This window comes from Fodinibius sp. AD559, from assembly GCF_052712805.1.
This window is the reverse complement of sequence record NZ_JBQPVW010000003.1, coordinates 253,646-273,220: the sequence shown is the minus strand read 5'-3', so window position 1 is coordinate 273,220 and position 19,575 is coordinate 253,646. Positions and strand designations below refer to the sequence as shown.

Genomic DNA, 19,575 nt, shown 5'->3' with positions numbered 1-19,575 from the left:
TTATTGATCAAATAATTCCTAAAACTATTTGGTGATATTATTATGAAGGGCAAAGTTGGTATTTATGTTGACGCGGTAAATGTAACTATGAATGGCGGTTTTGGTCTTCGGTATGATGTGCTGCGTAAGTTTGCCTGTCGCGATGGTATGAGGCCCTCACGGATGAATGTGTACCTTGCGTTTGATGAGCGAAGGGCCGAAGAAGATCAAGACTATGAGAATAAGACGACACGCTTTAGCGAAGTGCTGCGTGATTTTGAGTACAAGGTGATAAAAGAGCCCGTTCAATACTATCGGGATGAGGAAACCCAGGAGACAATTACGAAATCTACCGTCGATATGGATATGGCCGTCGATATGGTTACGCAGGCGGATGACTTGGATAAAATTGTGCTCTTGACTAATAATGGTAGTTATGTAAGTGTGGTGGATGCTGTGCAGCGCAAAGGCACGCGTGTAGAACTCGTCGGTTTTGATGATATGTCTGAAAATCTGAAGAAAGAGACAGATGTTTATATCTCAGGGTACCTGATTCCGGGGCTTCTGCCCATCGAATCGCCCTACGGATGGGGTAAGCCCGGCTCTCGTGTACGCGGCGTCTGCTATGATTTTTCACATGAAGATGGTTATGGGTTTCTGCGCTTTCTAACAGATATAGGCGAAAATCTTTGGATTACCGATTCCCGTTTTGAAGAATCGCCATACAGTACGGTATTTGCGCACATTTCCCAGTTCGAAAATAACTTTGATACCGATTTTCTACCCAGCCGAGATCTTATTTTTGAATTTGATCTTGTCGAAAATGAGAAAGGACTGGTTGCCGAAGATATCGTCTTGATATCGGCTCCGTAATTCAATTAATGACAAAAAAAATGATCCAAAAGTAATCGGTAATGAAAGGGGGATAAGAGGGGAATTAGCTCCTAAAAAAATTCTAAATGACAATTAAATATTGCGCTTTAATACATTTCTTGTTAGCCTATTTCCTAAAAGAAATAAAAGACTCTTTTGTCTAATATAAGTTTTCTTATATGTGTATCTTAGAGAGTCTAAAGTAACAAATATCATTATGGAAGAAAGTATTAAGATTGCGCAAGAAGCCCCTCTGAATCACATGCGTCAGTTTATGGCGGATCTTGAACTGGATGAAGAGAATTTTGAATTTTACGGAAAATATACGGGAAAAATTCGACTGAATGTTTTAGAGAAATTCAAAGATCGTCCCGACGGTAAACTCATTCTGGTTACGGCTATGACCCCAACGCCTGCGGGAGAAGGCAAAACGTTAACATCGATTGGATTGAGCCAAGGATTACAGAAAATTGGTAAGAAGCCCCTTGTTGCCCTTCGGGAACCGTCCCTTGGACCCGTATTCGGTATTAAGGGTGGAGCTGCCGGCGGTGGTTATTCACAGGTAATACCGATGGAACGAATTAATCTCCATTTTAACGGGGATATTCATGCCCTGTCAACAGCACATAATCTGTTGGCGGCCATACTGGATAATCATATCTACAAAGGTAACGAACTGGATATTGATGTGACGAATACGCTTTGGAATCGCGCGATGGATATGAATGACCGTGCCCTGCGCAATACCGTGGTGGGGCTGGGGGGAAAGGTAAATGGGGTGCCTCGTGAATCCAGCTTTTTAATTACGGCGGCCTCAGAGATTATGGCTATTTTGGCGCTGGCAACTTCTCGCGAAGATTTAAAAGAACGACTCGGTAAAATTGTAGTAGGATACAACCGATCGGGCGAAGCGGTTCGGGCTCGTGACCTGGATGCACATAAGGCGATGGCGGTTGTTTTGAACGAGGCCATTATGCCGAATCTGGTGCAGACGCTCGAGCACGTGCCGGCCCTCATACATGCCGGACCATTTGCCAATATTGCCCATGGTACAAGTAGTATTTTGGGTAACAAGATCGGACTGAAACTTGCGGATTACGTGGTCACAGAAGCTGGTTTCGGTGCGGACCTCGGTGCAGAAAAATTCTTTGATATTGTTTGTCGAACGTCTGATATCTGGCCGTCGGCGGTAGTACTTGTAGCAACTTGTCGGGCTATAAAACACCATGGCGGATTATCAGTAGAGCAGGCCCAGAATGGATATGACGATCCGGAGATTTTTGAAAAAGGACTGGAGAACTTGCGAGCTCATATCGAGAATATGAAGAAGTTCAAGGCTCCGATTGTAGTGGCTATCAACAAGTTTGAGGGTGACCGTCAGCATGAGATTGATCGCATCTATGAGTTCTGCAAAGAGATGGGGGTAGAATGTGCAGCCCACGATGGATTTGCCGAAGGTGGAGAAGGAGTAACGGAATTGGCAGAAAAAACGGTTGATCTTGCTGAGGCTAATCCGGATCCCGAAAAGGTAACGCTATATGATTTGGATGAGCCGGTCGAGGATAAAGTCCATACCATTGCTACTGAAATATATGGAGCAAATGATATCTACTTTGAGAAAAAAGCACTTAAAAATCTGGCAAGATATAAGAAGCTTGGTTATGGAGATCTGCCGATCTGTATTGCAAAGACGCAATCGTCGCTTTCTGATGATTCATCATTGAAAGGTGCGCCCAAAGACTTTACGCTTACGGTAACGGATGTGCAATTATCAGCAGGGGCGGGATTCCTGGTAATTATTTGTGGGAATATGATGCTGATGCCGGGACTGCCCAAGCGTCCTGCAGCAGAGGATATGGATGTGGATGATGACGGAGTTATTACCGGTCTGTTTTAAGCAACTGTAAGGCTTGGATGGTATGAAAAAGGACTCTGCTATGGTCGGCAGAGTCCTTTAAAAAAGCAAGTGCTAACGGTAATCAAGACGCTTTGCGTCTGTTTCCGAGTATGCCAATAGAAAGTTGAGTTGAGGAAATAGTCCCACTCTTTCCTACTATTCCTTAAATTCAATTACATCAGCTCTAACTGATACTTGAGGTTGTGTATAAAGGAATAAATTAAGGGCATCAGTATCATAACTAAGATTAACAAGAGCTAAATTACGTCCCTCTACATCACCATTTTCTTTGCGGAAATTTTGCCATAAATCTTCAATTGCTTCTCCATATATCTTGCCGCTTCCGGAAACACGTGCGATGGCAAATGTTTGCATCTGCTGGTATCCAATACCGGTACTTGCACCCAATATATATCCGGAAGTGGCTTCACCGGTTACATTCGTAGCTACCACTTCATAATTGGCTTCTGTTAATTGAACCTCAGTGAGATTAGCCGAATAGAATGCCCCGGATGTACTACAGCCGGTTACGATGATCGATAAAAGTAATATGATCATTAAATGATGAATGTTTTTCATAAGACTTAAATATTTTTTGATGAAGGTTTTTAACGCTAAAAAATATAATCTTATAAAAGTTTAACAATAATAAACGAAAGCCAAGACAGTCCTCTCATCGCTAAGAGTTGCCGGAGTGATGAAAAGGGATGTATAGCGACTGAGAACGAGATAGAGAAGCGGCCAGCTACATAATATTACTCAAAATTCTTTTTGAGCAAACAAAATAAATCTTGTTTTACTGGCAAAAAGAAATCACAATAAAAAAAGGACTCCGGTATGATCTGCGGAGTCCTTTTTTAAAAAATGCAAGTAGTGAGGGCCTTACGTCCTCAATTTATTGCGATTTATTTGTCCATCAGCTGACGGAATTCTTTAAGTACAGAATGTACGTGATCAGCCGACTCATCTAAAAGTTGTTGTTCTTCGTCGTTTAAGTCAACCTCTATTATTTCTTTTATTCCGCCTTTGCCCAGCTTAACGGGAACGCCAAGAAACAGATCTTCCTGTCCGTATTCGCCGTTCAGATGAGCAGCGCAGGGAAATACCCGATTTTGATCGAGCATAATAGCTTCTACCATCTGTGCGGCAGCAGCGCCCGGAGCGTACCATGCAGAAGTTCCCATCAGGTTGACGAGCTCACCACCGCCGCCTTTGGTACGTTCAACAATTTCTTCGAGTTTGTCTTCATCAACAAACTGAGTGATTGGCATACCGCAAACAGTGGTGAAGCGGGGAAGGGGCACCATGGTGTCTCCGTGTCCGCCAAGCAACAGTGCTTGAATGTCTTTGGGGGATACACCAATTTCTTCGGCAAGGAAGGAGCGGTAGCGAGCCGTATCCAAAATACCGGCCATACCCATCACGCGGCTTGAGTCGAATCCGCTGGTTTCGAGGGCAACCTGTGCCATTACATCAAGCGGATTGGAAACAACAATAATGATTGTGTTTGGAGAATGCTTTACGAGCTTTTCAGTAACATCCTGAACAATATTAGCATTAATCTCAAGCAGGTCGTCGCGACTCATGCCCGGCTTACGAGGTACACCTGCTGTTATTACGCAAACGTCTGATCCGGCTGTATCTTCATAATCAACCGTTCCGGTCAGCTTGGTGTCAAACTGATGAATGGGCGATGATTCCCACTGATCGAGTGCGCGTCCTTTGGATGGATAGATTTTATCTCCGTTTTTCTCCTGCACGATATCGACCATTACAACTTCTTTGGCAAAATCGCGTTGTGCTACGGCCATTGATACCGTTGAACCGACATTACCGCCGGCACCGACTACTGTTACTTTCATGAGACTAATAGTTTTGGGGGTTAAAAATTTCAGGTTTAAGATAATGTTTTATCTCCTGAATATCAGGCGTACGAAGTGTTTAAGTATGGAAGTTGAGGAAGTGTTGGAGTGCTAAAGTTTGGTAAGTTCTGAAGTTACATACTCAAACACTTCAATACTTGAGCACTCCCTAACTTCTCTGTCTTGAATCCATGCCCCACATCAGCTTGTTACGGAGGGTATCAAAATAGCTTTGATTGGGTAGTTCAATCAGATCAATCGTAAAGTTGGAGCGTTTAATATTGACCTCATAAGGATAATCAGAGATTTCCTTTATTTGTCCGTCATAAGAAAATAACACCTCATGCTCTTGTTTTTGGACGGTTACCTTTAGATCCTTGTTTGAAGATAAAACCAATGGACGGGTTGTAAGTGTATGGGGATTGATAGGGGTTACTACCATTACATCGGTATTAGGCATTACAATAGGGCCGTCGGAAGATAGATTATAAGCGGTAGATCCCGTAGGGGAGGCGACAATCAAACCATCCGCCCAATAATTGTTGATAAACATCTTATTGTATTCCGCGCTTACATTTACCATAGAGGTGGAGTCCTTCTTGGAAAATAGGAACTCGTTAAGCGCGTGATAGATGTTACCCTGGTTGTCTTTCGCCTCAAGTAGGTAACGTTTTTCGATGCGGTATTCATCTTTGACAAGATGGTCAAGGGCCTGATGAAGATTCTCTTTCTGGGTATAGGCCATAAAGCCAAGACGACCACTATTGACGCCAAGAATCGGTTTTTGGATGCTCTTCATTAGACGAGCGGTATATAACATGGTACCATCGCCCCCAAGAGCGATAATAATATCAGCTTTGTCGATAGCTGATTCTTCATCCTCAACTACTACTGCCGAGGGATGGTCCTTACCATCATATAGATCTTTTAAATCCGAACAGAAGTAAACCTTTACCTCGTGATCGTCCGACCACGTTAACAGGTCGATAAAGGGCTCTTTAACGGAATACTTTTGGGGGTTTGCTATAACCGCAAATTTCATGATGCTAATTTAGTTTGTCGGGAGTCGGAAGGGAAACGCCGCGCAAGTCAAGCCACCATCCGTATTGATTAAAATTGAGTCCCGTTATTTCATTGCGCTGCAGTGCCGTTGGGTACACCCGAAAGCGAAAGAGTTCGGGATAATCACTGTTCAATTTATCCATCTTGTTATGTATGAGCGGAGCGTGTTGTGTAACCCATAGGTCTGTATTTCTGGTAGGAGTACGCAGTTTGGTCATACTAAGTTCTACGTCTTGACGGCCCAATATTTTTGCAAGATTCGCCAGGTACGTCCGGGCAAATGGGTCTTCAGAAAAAACCGCATACAAATTCTCTTCAGTAATAGTTGTATCTGATGGTTGCTGACTTGCAGTAGAATCAACAGTGACAATAGAACTTGGCAGCTGTTCAAAGTAGGATGATGTATTCGAATAGGCCAAGTGTGAGATGCGGTCTGCGTCCTCATCAGTGATATTTGCATTCGAATTGGAGCGGACTGTGATTTCGTTAAAGCTGCTCCGTTTCGTCAATTTATATCGATCATTGAATCCTGTTTTAAGTGTTCCTGCATCTGTTGTCACATTCTTGATTATATTAGGTCCAAGTTCAGGGAGTAATTGGATGTCGCCTGATCCCATTTGTCGCATTAGGTTGGATTTGGAATTCCGTGTAAGAATATCAACTCTGTTTAGGCGAATGGTTTTGGACTCATGATATTTTTGCGATTTGGCAAAAATATAAGCCGAATCGGCGGTTTGGGATGAAAGTGTGAATGGACCCGTACCTACAGGAGCAAAAGAATTTGGTGTAGCAGTTACTGCCTCCCGTGGATAGATTACGGCATAGGGTGTAGCCAGCTTTTTTAAAAACTTTGGATCTTGTTCATGGAGCTCAAAAACAATGGTGCTGTCATTTGGTGTTTGAATGCCTGATACATCAGAGAGCGTCCGTTTTTCTGGTGCATAAACCTTGTGCTGCTCCTGATAAAAAGGCTCAAAACCTTTGATATCCCAAAATAACTTTGCAGCTGTGGGAGGATTACCAACTTTGGCCATTCGCTCAAAGACAAATTTAACATCCCGTGGGGTAAGGCGTCGGCCGGTTCCGGTGTTAAATACATCACTGTCGTGATAGTATATATTTTGATGAAGGGTAAAAGTATAGGTAAGTGAGTCATTGCTGACTTCCCATTTTTTTGCCACGGCGGGAATGGTATTTCCATCAGCATCCAGGCGGACGAGGCCTTCGTAAACCAACTGCAGCGCTCGCATTGTTGCCCCATTGTCTGCCAGCAAAGGATCAAAACTTGTAATTGATTGGTATTCACCGATAACCAATTTTGTAAAATCTGAATCGTCATCACCGGTGGGATATTCTTCAGTAGTATCGGAGGGCGCCGATACAGTAGGTGCGTTCTCTATAACCACTGTCTCCGGCTGTTTACATCCCCACAGCAACACCAATGATAAAATAAGTGCAGGTAAATAATTCTGGGAGCTAAGTAATTTCATGAATCCGAAAATTATGGTTAATAATAATTATTTATCCGATGCTCGTTGTTGTTGAGCTCCTTTTAATCCTTTTATGCCTTTTACAGCTTTTTCATTGAGGAGATTCGTATCATAAGAACGAATACGTCCTACTTTTTTCTGATGCTGTTCGGTAGCTATATCAATTAACTTCAGCATTAATTCACGCATATTCATTCCGCTTTCCTCCCAAAGGTAAAACGAGAACGATCCTGGAATGGTGTTAATCTCATTGAAATAGAGTTCTTTGGTATCTCCATTAACCAGGAAATCGAGACGGGCAATGCCTGAGGCTCTAAATAATTTAAATATCTTTTCTGACAGCAATTGAATTTTCTGGGTTAGATCATCTGAAATATCAGCGGGTATTTCACGATCAGCCGAAGCCATTCCTTTTTGAGATCCGTTGTCAGACTGGTACTTATCCTCAAAAGAAAGCGTTTCGTCTTGTCCAAGTGGACGTTCGCAAACACTCGTTTGAAGGTCATGTGCAGTACCTAATACAGAGCAGTTGATCTCAGTAAGAGGCGATATGGCCTTTTCTACCATCAGGTTTTCATCGTAACGAAAAGCCGTTTCTATAGCCTCAATAAGCTCATCCTCGTGTTCAGCTCTGGAAACACCAATACTACTGCCTAAATTTACCGGTTTTAAGATGACGGGATAACCGAGCTGTTCGGCAAATTTTAAAATTGATTGCTGGTCTTTAACCCATTCTGATTCATAGAAATCGAATCCCTCTACAATGGGGATGTCATGAGCCCGGCAAATATCTTTTGCTTTTACTTTATCCATACCCAGACTTGATGCGAAAACACCGCTGCCGGCATAGGGAATATTATACATTTCACACGTCCCTTGGAAAGCGCCATTTTCTCCTTCCGAGCCGTGAAAAGCCGGGATGAGGGCATGGATAGGGTAACTATTTGGGGAGCTGAATAATCCTTTTTTTTCTGTTTCCAGCAGTACCGGTTTTCCTAAATCATCATGCGAAAATGTACAGTGAGTAGCCTGTTCTTTCAGCTCGTCGAGGTCCTGGTAGTTTTCCATTTCCAGAAGCGAATCGCCTGTTAGCCATCGTCCCGATTTTGAAATATAAAGCGGAATGATGCTGTAATTGGTTCCCTTCAGAGAGGCGATGGCCTGCATAGCCGTAAGTACTGATACTTCATGCTCGGGTGAAACGCCACCAAATGCCACAACGAGATTACGAGAACTCATAAAACAGTATTCGAATTTAGGTTAATGTGCACCCCGAATAATAAGAAAAGATCGCCTCAGATGTGATATAAATGCAAAAAAGAAGAGGGGATTTTGCTTGCGAAGTAAATGGATCAGGGCTGTTATTCTCCTCGAATACCAGGAATTAAGAAGTACAAGTACTGCCGATCGAATTATTTTTTATTTTTTGCCATGTAATATAGCTGGATAATGCGTAGCTCGCTGTAACTTACCGATTTGTCGAGCTCGGTATAAACTTTGCGCAGCATATGCGTAGGCACTTCGTCCATAACTTCCAGCACCTCATCGCGCTTACGGTTAGAAAGCGACGAGGCTTTTACAATACCTTCCGGACGTAGTTTATTACCTTCCTTAAGGTATTTCTTCAGATAATTGATGATAGTAACATCTTTGACGCCAAATTGTTCAGCCAGGTGATCAATTGACTTGCCGGCATTAAACTCTTTACCAATTCGCTCGTATGGTTCGCCGTGCTCCTGCTGCTTCTCTTTTTTCTCTTGCAGCGAATCGGTGTTTTCTTCGATGTCGTTAGCCCGGCAGTATTTGTTGATGATTTTTAGAAAATCAGTGGCGTACTTTTTCAGCTTTACCGTTCCCACTCCATAAATGGGTATTAGATTATCTTTGGATTGGGGATAGTAGTATGCCATTTCCATCAGTGTAGTATCCGGGAAAATAGCATGAGGAGGTACTGATTGCTGATCGGCCAGTTCTTTACGTTTCTTTTTCAGCTGCTCAAACAGATCTTTATCATAATTGTTTTCGACATCAGCTGAGGTTCGATCGATAGCCTCATCATCTACAACAGTGTCACTGCGGTCGAGTACGCCAAATACATTTTCTTTCCCGTTTAAAACGGCTTGTCCCTGATCAGTAATGTTCAGCGCTCCGTGTTGTTCCTCGCGTCCCAGATATCCCTGTTTAACGAGCAGGCGGGCCAGTAGAATCCAGTGCTCTTTTGCCCATTCGTTGCCAATATCATAAGTAGAAAGTTCATCGTGACCGTTTTTTAACACTTTTTCCTTGGTAGATCCGCGCAAAACATCTGCAATATAGTAGGCGTCAAAGTCTTCATTTGTACGTGCAATGCAGGAAAGCATTTTTTGTGCCTGTACAGTTAAGTCTTCTACTTCGGCATCTACCGATAAGCAGTTATCACACATGCCGCATTCATCTTTTTCATACGTTTCCCCAAAGTATTTCATCAGTGGTACACGGCGGCATTCATCGGTTTCCAGAAATTTCATCAGGTCTTTGAGATGCTTCTCAGCCACCTCTTTTTCTTTGCCTTCTTTTTGATTAATGAAGTACTGAATCTTTTGTTTATCGGATCGGCTGTAGAGTAACAGGCAATCCGAACGCAGTCCGTCACGTCCGGCCCGACCAATTTGTTGGTAGTACGATTCGATATTCTTGGGCATATCGTAGTGCATTACAAAGCGCACATTGGATTTGTCGATTCCCATCCCAAAAGCAATAGTAGCTACGATAATAGAGATGTCATCCCGAATAAATAGCTCTTGGTTTCTATTGCGCAGCTTTTTTGATAATCCCGCATGGTAGGGTTTGACGGAATGTCCGGCTTTTTTCAGTTCCACAAAAAGTTCTTCTACCTGCTTGCGGGAAAAGCAGTAAATAATGCCCGACTGTTTTTTTCGCGTGTAAAGAAAGTCGAGTGTTTGCTCCACCGGATCTTGTTTGTCGGCTACTTTCAAGAATAGGTTTTTGCGATCAAAGCTGGCTAAAAAAGTATCGGATTCTTCAAATTCCAGCACATTTTTAATGTCCTGGCGCACGCGTGGAGTGGCTGTGGCCGTCAGTGCCAGGCACGTTGCATTGGGAAGTTCGTCTCGAACTTTGGTGAGCTCGCGATAGTCGGGACGGAAATCATGCCCCCATTCCGAGATACAGTGTGCCTCATCAATCGTAAACAGGTCGATCTTTTGATTAGAAAGCAGATCGCGTGTTCGGTCCATCAACAGCGTTTCTGGCGCAAGATACAGCAGTTTTATCTCCTTGTTTTTTAATCGCTGTACGTTGTGCTCGTATTCCTGTTCAGTAAGTGAGCTGTTAAGATAAATCGCAGGGATATCATATTGTTGAAGCTGCTCAACCTGATCTTTCATCAGCGAAATAAGCGGCGATACGACGATGGTCAATCCATCAAAGAGGAGGGCTGGAATTTGATAGCAGAGTGATTTTCCGCCTCCTGTGGGCATGATGACGAGCGTATCCTTCTCGTCCATGACGTTCGAAATAATATCTTCCTGAAGAGGACGGAAATCCTCAAAACCAAAAACATTATTAAGCTTATTGCGTGCTTCTTTGATCATTTATTGCTGGTAAAATCTGATTTACTTGGTAAGTCCGAGTAAATCGTAATTATAAATTAATGTGCTGAAAGTAGGGTTTAGTTCTGAAAATAGATGCCACCGTTCATCACGATGGCATCCGCTAAAAAGTAAATAAATATAAGATTATTACTTGCTCAGATAAAGGTTTTTAAACTCGTATGGTTTTTTGAAGTGTTCGTCATTGAAATCCTCCATAAAGTAGATGGTTTCTCCGGTGGATTTCATCTCGGGTCCGAGTTCTTTTTTGACTTCCGGAAACTTATCAAATGGGAATACTGGTTCTTTGATAGCCCACTTATTAAGCTTCGAGGTTAAATCTTCTTTATCAAAGTCTTTGAGCTTGGCGCCCAGCATAACTTTTACGGCAATTTGTGCTTCGGGGCGTTCTGTTGCTTTGGCAAGAAATGGGATAGTCCGTGTTGATCGTGGATTTGCTTCCAACACATAAACTTCATCACCCTTAACAGCATACTGCACGTTCAAGAAGCCTTTGATATTCATGTTTGAGGCAATTTTCTCGTGATATTCTTTGATTTTATCAATGGCCGTATCGCTCAGTGAATAAGTCGGAATTACGGCTGTTGAATCACCAGAGTGTACACCGGCCGGCTCAATATGCTGCATGATACCTGCAATATGCATATCCTCTCCGTCATAAACGGCATCTACATCTACCTCAACGGCATTTTCCAAAAACTTGTCGATGAGGAAGGCATTTTCGGGATGAGTATCGAGAACGCGTTCTGTATAGAATGCAAGTTCTTCTTGTTTAACAGCAATGCGCATACCCTGTCCCCCGAGTACATAGCTTGGTCGAATAAGCACCGGATAGCCAATGCGATCAGCAATTTTGAGTGCGCCTTCCACATCTTCAGCCGTTCCGTAGGAGGGAAATGGGATATCGAGATCTCGGAGAAATTCTGAGAATGATCCGCGATCTTCGGCAAAGTTGATCTTCTCGAAGTCAGTACCAAAAATTTTGATTCCTTCTTCCACAAACTTTTTGCCTAATTTTAGGGCTGTTTGTCCGCCAACTTGTAGGATGACACCCTCCGGTTGCTCATGCTCGTAAATATCCATCACGCGCTCCCAGAAGACCGGCTCGAAGTAGAGCTTGTCAGCAGTATCGAAATCAGTGGAAACAGTTTCAGGATTACAGTTAATCATGATGGCTTCATAGCCCATTTCTTGTGCGGCCTGTACAGCATGGACGCAGGAGTAGTCAAACTCAATGCCCTGGCCAATGCGGTTGGGACCACTACCCAGGATAATCACTTTCTTTTTGTCAGATACCTCACTTTCGTTTTCCCCTTCGTAGGCAGAGTAAAAATAGGGTGTTTCTGCGGGGAATTCTGCGGCGCAGGTGTCTACAACCTTGAATGATGGTTTGAGATTTAGCTCGTGGCGCTTTTTACGAACCTGTTTTTGGGTGACTTCACCATTGCTTTGGCTCAGCATCCATGCAATCTGCTTATCACCAAAGCCTGCTTGTTTTAATTCAAACAGATCTTCTTTCGAGATGGTATCGAGCGATTGCCCCTCGGTTCGATTCTCCAGCGAAACCATATACCGAACCTGTTGTAGGAACCACGGATCAACTTTGGTGATGTCTGCGATTTCTTCGACCGATGCGCCCAGCTTAAAGGCGTTTCGGATGTTCAGCATGCGATCCCAGTATGGTTTTTTGAGTCGTTCGCGGACCTCCTTGCGATCAATCTCGTTATAACCGTCAGAGCCCAATCCGGCCCGACCAATTTCCAGAGATTGGTACGCTTTATTTAGTGCTTCGGGAAAGTTGCGTCCGATCGACATTACTTCGCCCACCGCTTTCATCTGTGTAGTCAGTTCTTCATCAACATTGGGAAACTTCTCAAAGTTAAAGCGGGGCGCTTTCACAATTACATAATCGATGGATGGCTCAAAGCAGGCCGAGGTATTTCCGGTAATAGGATTGGGCAGTTCGTCAAGGCTGTATCCCACCGCAAGTTTGGTTGCAATTTTAGCAATGGGGTATCCGGTTGCTTTGGAAGCGAGAGCGGAAGATCGACTCACGCGCGGATTAATTTCGATAGCAACAAAACGGTCACTGCCGGGCTCAACGGCAAACTGCACGTTACATCCACCGGCGAAGGTTCCGATTGAGCGCATCATTTTGATAGCCGCATCGCGCAGCATCTGGAATTGCTTGTCGGTGAGCGTTTGGGATGGGGCCACGGTCATTGAATCTCCGGTATGCACGCCCATCGGATCAATATTTTCGACAGTACAGATGATCACTACATTATCATTGGGGTCACGAAGCAGTTCGAGCTCGTACTCTTTCCATCCAAAAATAGATTCTTCGATAAGTACGCGATGCACCGGACTCATTTCCAGTCCGCGGCGAACTTTTCGTTCAAATTCGTCTTCACTCCATACGATACCGCCGCCGGCTCCGCCCATGGTAAATGAGGGACGGATTACAATCGGCAGCCCGCCCAGCTCTTCAGTTATTTCTTTAGCCTCCAGCATTGACTCAGCGGCCCGGCTTTTACATTGCGGAATGTCAATGTCATCCATCAGATCGCGAAATTGCTGGCGATCTTCTGTAATATCAACGGCATCGATATCTACACCGATGACTTTAATTTCATGTTTTGTCCAATAATTTTCCTGTTGCAGGTTTCGGGTCAAGTTAAGCCCTGTTTGTCCTCCCATTGTAGGAAGTACTGCATCAGGTTCTTCAATTTCTACGATTTCTTTGATGGACTCTTCGGTAAGCGGCTTTAGGTAAACCTCATCGGCCATCATAGGATCTGTCATGATGGTCGCTGGATTAGAATTTATTAGCACTACTTCGTAACCGTCTTCCCGAAGTGATTTGCAGGCCTGAGATCCGGAATAGTCAAATTCTGCTGCTTGTCCGATTACAATTGGTCCTGATCCGATGATAAGAATTTTGTTGATGTCGTCGCGTCGTGGCATTTGGTTTATGCTGGTCTATTCGTTGATAGATTATAATTTGAAGCGTTGGGGGTATTGCGATACGCCCGTATCTTAGATTTAAACGGGTTCTCCTTTTCCTTCTTTGATCATATCCAGGAACTGGTCAAATAGATATCGAGAATCATGCGGTCCGGGCGATGCTTCTGGGTGATATTGCACTGACATGCCGGGGAAGTTTTTGAATCGAAGCCCCTCAATTGTACCGTCATTTAAGTTTTTATGTGTTACTTCTACTTTTGATTCATCAAGAGCTTCTTCATCTACGGCAAAACCGTGATTTTGAGTGGTAATTTCGACTAATCCCGTATCCAGATTTTTTACTGGGTGGTTGGCTCCACGATGACCTACATACATTTTGGTGGTCTGGATACCTTCGGATAGTGCCATCAGCTGATGGCCGAGACAAATTCCGAATATTGGTTTGCCGGTTCTCTTGGCGTAATTTACAGCATCTAAAGCATATTCAGCCGTGGCATCCGGGTCGCCGGGTCCGTTGCTAAAAAAGAATCCGTCGGGATTCCATTGGTCGAGCTCTTCTTTGAAATTGCCTTTAGCAGGAAAAACGCGTAGCGTGCATCCCCGCTCAACAAGGTTATCAATGATACTTTGCTTAATTCCGTAGTCAAAGGCGGCAACTTTAAAAGGACCGTCACTGTGAACAGTTTGCGGCTCCGGGCGTGTAACTTCAGTCGCCAGTTCCAGGCCGACCATATCATCCCAGTTCTTGGCTTTTTTCACCAGCTTATCTTCGTCCAGTTCAGTGGATGAGATGACGGCATTCATTACTCCTTTGCTGCGTATATGACGTACCAGTTTGCGGGTGTCGATGCCGGTGATGCCAACTACTTCGTTGCGTTCCAAATATTCCTGAAGATTACCGTCGGCTTGTTGATTACTGTGCTCCCACGAAAAAGAGCGAACGATAAGCCCGGCAATCATGACTTTACGGGCTTCGTTGTCGCGATTCATGGTGCCGTAATTTCCGATATGGGGATAGGTCATCATCATTAGCTGACCGTAGTAACTGGGATCGGTAAATATTTCTTGGTATCCGACCATGCTGGTGTTGAAACAAAGTTCACCGCCGGTGGTGCCTTTTTTACCGATGGCAAAGCCGTGTTCGACCGTACCGTCGGATAGAGCAATGATAGCTTTATCTCTGGGATAGAGTGACATATTGAGGATATATTGGTTTTGTGGTATTAAAGTTTAGACATAAAAAAAATCCGACTAACAAAGAGTCGGATTTTAAAAAAGGGAATGGAATGTGAGATTTCCGAATCGAAGTGCCATTCGGAAACTTTGCGAGGCAGTTGAGCCTGCCACCTACTTCAAATTTAGTAGATTGGTAGATCAAAAGATTACTGTTAGAGCATCAAGATTTCAAAATTTGTGCGCTTTGTTCAGCTCCAGCGCAAAACTGTGGAAAGATACAAATCCGAGAATCTATTTTCAACGGAAGATTTAATCAATTTATTGGGGTCTTAAAGTGGAAAAGTATTGCAATGGTAAGTTTTTTGTTAGAAATATCAACGGAGTTTTAAAAGATAGGAAACTTAAAACTTCAATACTGCAACACTCGGCTCTTATTGCGTCTGACTGCTTTGGATGATGAATTCCTTATTCCACTTATCATAAGAAACAGAAAGTTTATTTGGACGACAGCAAACCTGGCAATCTTCGATATATTTTTGGGTCTTGCCTTGAGAGGGATCTACGAAGGTGTGATTAACTTCTCCGCAGTACGCACAACGGTATTCAGCCCCCTGGGACTCTCCTTTATGTTTCATCAAGTTGTAAGTTTGTGAGTGTTGGAGTGTTGAAGTTTGATTCTACTGTAAGGATTGAGGTTTAGAGTGATCTTACTTCTAAACAACGAAAAAAGCTTCTGGAAAATGCCAACTGTTAAAAATTTTGAAGAGTTAGACTGTTGGAAAGAATCAAGAAAAATAGTCCACCAAGTGTATGAATTGACTAAAAAAGCCAAGGTTTCGAAAGGACTTTGGACTACGAGACCAGATTCAAAGAGCATCAGTTTCTGCTATGACTAATATAGCTGAGGGATTTGGAAGATATTCTCCCAAAGAATTCATTCGCTTTTTGGACTACATGCAAAGTCATGTGAGGAAATCAAAAGTCTATTATACGTAGCTTATGATCAAAATTATATTGATGAAGTAGAGTTAAAGGAAGCATATCGCAAAGCGAGTGATGTTAGAAATTTATCCCTTGCTTTAATCAAGTATTTACGAAGTCAAATTAAGTAAACTACTAAACCTTAACACTCCGAACTGCAATACTATCCTACCAAAGCAACATCTTCATGCAGAAGACACTGCCACCACTTTTTAAATATTCGTAGGTACTTACTTCGTGAACTGAGAATCCATTATCGCGCAGGTTCTTATTTACATCGGTACAGCCCTGTTGAATAATTATATTACGCCCGTCGGGACAGGATGCATTGCAGGCAAAAAGTTCCTCGGCCTCGTATTTAGAAGCTTGGATGACAGTATCAAACATTTTATGAATCATTTCGAGCCCTTCCTCGGTAAAGGCACCGGGATAAATCAGAGCAGTATGTTCATCCAACACACACAGACAGGTATCCAGATGGTAAAATGATTCGTCAACGAGTTCGAGGGCCAGGATGGGTACATCAAAGGTGTCAGAAATAGTTTCGTATGCCTCTAATGACGATCGGTAGCCATACCCACCCCAGAGTAATCGTTTGCCCGTATGCCATATAGCATCGCCGCATCCTTCGAAGTCACTAATTTTATCCTCATTTAAATAATGAATTTCATAACCGTTTTGGCGGTACCACTGTTCAATATAGGGTACCTCATCTTTGCGCTCATCAGCATGCATGATGCTCATAAATACTTGTCTATTGTTGTCTTCGTCGATATAGGGAAGGCTCTGGTTAGCACAAAAAACCATATCGGGCAGTCCTTCCTGATCTTCAATAATGTGGATGTTCATCCCGATTTGATCGAAAAGTGATCGCACGAGATTCCATTCATTATTGGCTTCAATTTTATCGACCTTGCCCACTTGATCCGCCATGTGGGGATTAATAACATAATCTACAGAATAATGGAGTGGGCGTACCATCAGTACCTCGGTGGGTAACGGCATTGATGGACGTTCATCAACAGTGAAATCAATTTGATCTGCAGATGTAATTACTTGCGGCATAAATATTAAGCTTAGTTACAGTATTTCAGAAAGGTTCTTCCGTAATTCGGGCTCCTAAGATAACCATTTGTATAAAAGAATAAACTTTAAACCCGTTTTTATCTCCGGTTATTATTGAATAAAGGTTTAGGAAAAGATTCGTTAGTTTAAAAGTTCAACTAAAAAACACTGATATGCTGCTGGATCACGAATTACTGTCGCAATTAGCTCCACTGGAGCTACGTGCTCGAAAGATTGTAGAGGGCTTTATATCCGGGCTGCATAAAAGTCCGCATCACGGATTCAGCGTCGAGTTTGCTGAGCATCGTCCCTATAATCCCGGGGATGAAATTAAGCATATCGACTGGAAAGTGTATGCCAAAACGGAGCGACTTTATGTAAAAAAGTATGAGGAGGAGACGAATCTCCGCTGTTATGTATTGCTTGATACCAGCAGCTCCATGTTTTACAAGTATTTTAGCCCGTGGAGCAAACTGCGGTATGCTATCCATTTTGGATCTTCGCTAATGTACTTGATGAATCGACAGCGCGATGCCTGTGGACTGATTACGTTTGATGAAGGAATTAACAACTTTATTCCCGCAAAATCGTCGTATTCCCATCTTCGGATGTTATTTGCCGAGTTTGAGAAGTTGCTGAAACAGGAAAAGAATATGGATAATAATAAACGTCAAACTGCTACGGCGCAGGCGATGCACGAGGTGGCCGAACGTCTCAACCATCGGAGTCTGATTGTGGTGCTTACTGACCTGTTTGAAAATGTAGATAAGCATAATCAGCTGATTTCAGCCCTTAAGCATCTGCGGCACTGCAAGCATGAGGTGTTACTTTTTAACGTCTTGGAAGAAAAAAGTGAGCGGGAGCTCGATTTTCCCGATCGCCGACTGGTGATGCAGGATATGGAAACGGGATCACAGATGGAGGTGGTGCCGGCACAGATTCGCGAAGATTATCAGAAAAAAGTTGAGGAGTTGACCCACCGGTTTAAGATGGCGTGCAGTGAGTTCCAGATTGACTTCGAACAGCTGGATACGCAAAGCGAGTTTGATTTGGCACTTCTGGCTTATCTGAATAAGCGTAAACGATTGGGATAGAATTAATTATAAGTTTTGAATAATAACTGGAAAGTTTGAGTGTTTATAAGATCTCAAAATAGGAGTGGATAGCTCTGTAATAATTTTAATTAAATTAATTACACTATGAGATCTAATATAAAAAGACTCGTTTCAGCTTCGCTTGCAGTAATGTTGGTAATGGCGTTCGTTGCCAATGTAACGGTCGGACAAAATACCGGTCAACAGGGACAGGTAGATGGAGAAACTGTTGTTGATAAGATAGATAGCAACGAAAAGCTATCAGATTTCACCGCCCTTGTTGAGGCATCTGGTTTTGGCCAAGTGTTGACTCAGCCGGGAACTTACACTGTACTGGCCCCAACAAACAAAGCTCTTGAAAATGAAGGAGTAGATGTTGATGCTGCGAAGGAAAACAGAAAACAGGCTCAGAAAGTTGTGCAAAGTCATCTATACCAGGGAGATATTTCTACAGAAAAAGTAAAATCTTCGATGGGAGTTAAGATAAAGGATAAGGATGAATCTGCGGCCAATGGTACTGTCTATATTGTTGATCAAGTCGTAAAACGATAGTCTTTCTTATAGACAAGTTATTACTATTTGAAAAGGTCCTTCGGTCAGAAGGGCCTTTTTTATGTAACTTCAGCATTGCGCAGCATTTTATTCAACAGACGAGGGAAAAACCGTTTTAGATAAACGCCCCATATTTCTTTTCCCCCAATATAAATCTCCTCTTTCTCTTTTAGAATTTTTGGGATGAGCTTTTCAGCAAACTCCTCGGCGGGTATGCCGTTTTTTTGTCCCCTGCCCATTTTATTGTGTTTGCTGCCATCACCTTCAAGGGCATTTTTTGTCACATCAGTTTTAACAAACCCCGGACAGACTAATGATATTTTTATATTATCTTCGTAAACTTCTTGACGTAGAGAATCAAAATAGCCGTGCAAAGCATGTTTAGATGCTGCATAGCTTGATCGTAGGCGTGTGCCGAACTTGCCCATCACACTGCTGGTAACGACAATATGGCCCGATTGACGCTCTATCATCGAGGGAAGTACTGCCTTCGTTAATGCCACGGATCCAAAGAAGTTTATTTCCATCACTCTGCGAATAACTTCCAGCTTCGTATCAATGGCCTCCGATCGCTGGCTGATGCCTCCATTATTAAAGAGGTAGTCAATATGTCCAAAGATGTTGATCGCTTCTTTCGCTTTGGTTTCAAGCTGATCTGTTTTAGAAAGATCAAGTGTGATGATGTGAGCGTCGGAGGGATTTTTGCAATTGTTTTTAACTTCTGTTAGCGCTTCTTTGCGCCGCGAGGAGAGTATGAGTTTTGCACCCTGGTTGCTGAGTTCGTATGCAAGTGCTTCACCGATACCTGAAGAAGCACCGGTAATCCAGGCAATTTTATTTTGAAATGACATTGGGAAATAGGTAATTAGAAATCAATAAAACAGTGCAAAGGTTAATGTGGCTCAAAATGTAGAAACGAGTTAAGTTTGACAAGTAGTATATGGTACTGTAGAAGATCTGTTCAGA

Annotated in this window: 16 protein-coding genes; 5 read left to right on the top strand and 11 right to left on the bottom strand. The window is 43.0% G+C overall.

Annotation, left to right across the window (positions count from 1 at the left end; genetic code table 11):
* The first annotated feature begins 42 nt into the window (after positions 1-42).
* Both ACQ4LT_RS06885 and ACQ4LT_RS06880 read left to right on the top strand, forming a co-directional pair.
* Positions 43-852 carry a LabA-like NYN domain-containing protein gene (locus tag ACQ4LT_RS06885; RefSeq protein WP_445665294.1) on the top strand — a complete coding sequence of 270 codons (810 nt, stop codon included), beginning with the start codon at positions 43-45 and terminating at the stop codon, positions 850-852.
* A 217-nt stretch (positions 853-1,069) separates the two neighbouring features.
* Positions 1,070-2,749 carry a formate--tetrahydrofolate ligase gene (locus tag ACQ4LT_RS06880; RefSeq protein WP_445665293.1) on the top strand — a complete coding sequence of 560 codons (1,680 nt, stop codon included), beginning with the start codon at positions 1,070-1,072 and terminating at the stop codon, positions 2,747-2,749.
* A 156-nt stretch (positions 2,750-2,905) separates the two neighbouring features.
* Here the strand turns inward: ACQ4LT_RS06880 and ACQ4LT_RS06875 are convergent, their stop codons facing one another.
* The 9 genes from ACQ4LT_RS06875 to ACQ4LT_RS06835 all read right to left on the bottom strand — a co-directional run bounded on the left by ACQ4LT_RS06875 (position 2,906) and on the right by ACQ4LT_RS06835 (position 15,552).
* Positions 2,906-3,328, bottom strand: a complete 423-nt coding sequence (locus ACQ4LT_RS06875) for a DUF6567 family protein (RefSeq protein WP_445665292.1) — start codon at positions 3,326-3,328, stop codon at positions 2,906-2,908.
* A 326-nt stretch (positions 3,329-3,654) separates the two neighbouring features.
* A complete protein-coding gene (gene mdh / locus ACQ4LT_RS06870; protein WP_445665291.1) occupies positions 3,655-4,611 on the bottom strand; it encodes a malate dehydrogenase in 957 nt (318 codons plus the stop codon).
* 169 nt (positions 4,612-4,780) lie between these two features.
* Positions 4,781-5,653, bottom strand: coding sequence for an NAD(+)/NADH kinase (locus tag ACQ4LT_RS06865; protein ID WP_445665290.1), 873 nt, complete (start codon positions 5,651-5,653; stop codon positions 4,781-4,783).
* A 4-nt stretch (positions 5,654-5,657) separates the two neighbouring features.
* Positions 5,658-7,163, bottom strand: a complete 1,506-nt coding sequence (locus ACQ4LT_RS06860; RefSeq protein WP_445665289.1) for an ABC transporter substrate-binding protein — start codon at positions 7,161-7,163, stop codon at positions 5,658-5,660.
* A gap of 27 nt (positions 7,164-7,190) precedes the next feature.
* Positions 7,191-8,402: a D-alanine--D-alanine ligase family protein gene (locus ACQ4LT_RS06855; RefSeq protein ID WP_445665288.1), complete on the bottom strand. Its 1,212-nt coding sequence runs from the start codon at positions 8,400-8,402 to the stop codon at positions 7,191-7,193.
* 173 nt (positions 8,403-8,575) lie between these two features.
* The gene (gene recQ, locus ACQ4LT_RS06850; protein ID WP_445665287.1) at positions 8,576-10,756 is read right to left on the bottom strand and encodes a DNA helicase RecQ; all 2,181 of its coding nucleotides are present in this window, start codon (positions 10,754-10,756) and stop codon (positions 8,576-8,578) included.
* 147 nt (positions 10,757-10,903) lie between these two features.
* Positions 10,904-13,741: a carbamoyl-phosphate synthase large subunit gene (carB, locus tag ACQ4LT_RS06845; protein WP_445665286.1), complete on the bottom strand. Its 2,838-nt coding sequence runs from the start codon at positions 13,739-13,741 to the stop codon at positions 10,904-10,906.
* A gap of 78 nt (positions 13,742-13,819) precedes the next feature.
* Positions 13,820-14,938, bottom strand: a complete 1,119-nt coding sequence (carA, locus tag ACQ4LT_RS06840) for a glutamine-hydrolyzing carbamoyl-phosphate synthase small subunit (protein WP_445665285.1) — start codon at positions 14,936-14,938, stop codon at positions 13,820-13,822.
* Between the two features lie 410 nt (positions 14,939-15,348).
* The gene (locus tag ACQ4LT_RS06835) at positions 15,349-15,552 is read right to left on the bottom strand and encodes a CPXCG motif-containing cysteine-rich protein (protein ID WP_445665284.1); all 204 of its coding nucleotides are present in this window, start codon (positions 15,550-15,552) and stop codon (positions 15,349-15,351) included.
* Positions 15,553-15,781: 229 nt separating this feature from the next.
* Between ACQ4LT_RS06835 and ACQ4LT_RS06830 the strand changes: the two genes are divergently transcribed.
* Positions 15,782-15,913 (top strand): four helix bundle protein, encoded by a 132-nt coding sequence (locus tag ACQ4LT_RS06830; protein ID WP_445665531.1) that lies wholly within the window; start codon positions 15,782-15,784, stop codon positions 15,911-15,913.
* Between the two features lie 153 nt (positions 15,914-16,066).
* On the opposite strand, the gene ACQ4LT_RS06825 is transcribed toward ACQ4LT_RS06830, so the two are convergent.
* The gene (locus tag ACQ4LT_RS06825) at positions 16,067-16,963 is read right to left on the bottom strand and encodes a dimethylarginine dimethylaminohydrolase family protein (protein WP_445665283.1); all 897 of its coding nucleotides are present in this window, start codon (positions 16,961-16,963) and stop codon (positions 16,067-16,069) included.
* Positions 16,964-17,136: 173 nt separating this feature from the next.
* Here ACQ4LT_RS06825 and ACQ4LT_RS06820 point away from each other — a divergent pair, with 173 nt between their 5' ends.
* A complete protein-coding gene (locus tag ACQ4LT_RS06820) occupies positions 17,137-18,057 on the top strand; it encodes a DUF58 domain-containing protein (RefSeq protein WP_445665282.1) in 921 nt (306 codons plus the stop codon).
* 105 nt (positions 18,058-18,162) lie between these two features.
* Positions 18,163-18,609, top strand: a complete 447-nt coding sequence (locus tag ACQ4LT_RS06815; protein ID WP_445665281.1) for a fasciclin domain-containing protein — start codon at positions 18,163-18,165, stop codon at positions 18,607-18,609.
* Positions 18,610-18,668: 59 nt separating this feature from the next.
* Here ACQ4LT_RS06815 and ACQ4LT_RS06810 read toward each other — a convergent pair whose 3' ends face one another.
* Positions 18,669-19,460, bottom strand: a complete 792-nt coding sequence (locus ACQ4LT_RS06810; protein ID WP_445665280.1) for an SDR family oxidoreductase — start codon at positions 19,458-19,460, stop codon at positions 18,669-18,671.
* Between the last annotated feature and the right edge of the window lie 115 nt (positions 19,461-19,575).

Bases quoted from the DNA above. Each gene is read 5' to 3' on its own strand.
- ACQ4LT_RS06885 (WP_445665294.1), top strand. From the start codon at position 43: ATGAAGGGCAAAGTTGGTATTTATGTTGACGCGGTAAATGTAACTATG.
- carA (WP_445665285.1), bottom strand. From the start codon at position 14,938: ATGTCACTCTATCCCAGAGATAAAGCTATCATTGCTCTATCCGACGGT.
- ACQ4LT_RS06855 (WP_445665288.1), bottom strand. From the start codon at position 8,402: ATGAGTTCTCGTAATCTCGTTGTGGCATTTGGTGGCGTTTCACCCGAG.
- ACQ4LT_RS06810 (WP_445665280.1), bottom strand. From the start codon at position 19,460: ATGTCATTTCAAAATAAAATTGCCTGGATTACCGGTGCTTCTTCAGGT.
- ACQ4LT_RS06865 (WP_445665290.1), bottom strand. From the start codon at position 5,653: ATGAAATTTGCGGTTATAGCAAACCCCCAAAAGTATTCCGTTAAAGAG.
- ACQ4LT_RS06825 (WP_445665283.1), bottom strand. From the start codon at position 16,963: ATGCCGCAAGTAATTACATCTGCAGATCAAATTGATTTCACTGTTGAT.
- mdh (WP_445665291.1), bottom strand. From the start codon at position 4,611: ATGAAAGTAACAGTAGTCGGTGCCGGCGGTAATGTCGGTTCAACGGTA.
- ACQ4LT_RS06875 (WP_445665292.1), bottom strand. From the start codon at position 3,328: ATGAAAAACATTCATCATTTAATGATCATATTACTTTTATCGATCATC.
- ACQ4LT_RS06820 (WP_445665282.1), top strand. From the start codon at position 17,137: ATGCTGCTGGATCACGAATTACTGTCGCAATTAGCTCCACTGGAGCTA.
- recQ (WP_445665287.1), bottom strand. From the start codon at position 10,756: ATGATCAAAGAAGCACGCAATAAGCTTAATAATGTTTTTGGTTTTGAG.
- carB (WP_445665286.1), bottom strand. From the start codon at position 13,741: ATGCCACGACGCGACGACATCAACAAAATTCTTATCATCGGATCAGGA.
- ACQ4LT_RS06880 (WP_445665293.1), top strand. From the start codon at position 1,070: ATGGAAGAAAGTATTAAGATTGCGCAAGAAGCCCCTCTGAATCACATG.
- ACQ4LT_RS06815 (WP_445665281.1), top strand. From the start codon at position 18,163: ATGAGATCTAATATAAAAAGACTCGTTTCAGCTTCGCTTGCAGTAATG.
- ACQ4LT_RS06835 (WP_445665284.1), bottom strand. From the start codon at position 15,552: ATGAAACATAAAGGAGAGTCCCAGGGGGCTGAATACCGTTGTGCGTAC.
- ACQ4LT_RS06860 (WP_445665289.1), bottom strand. From the start codon at position 7,163: ATGAAATTACTTAGCTCCCAGAATTATTTACCTGCACTTATTTTATCA.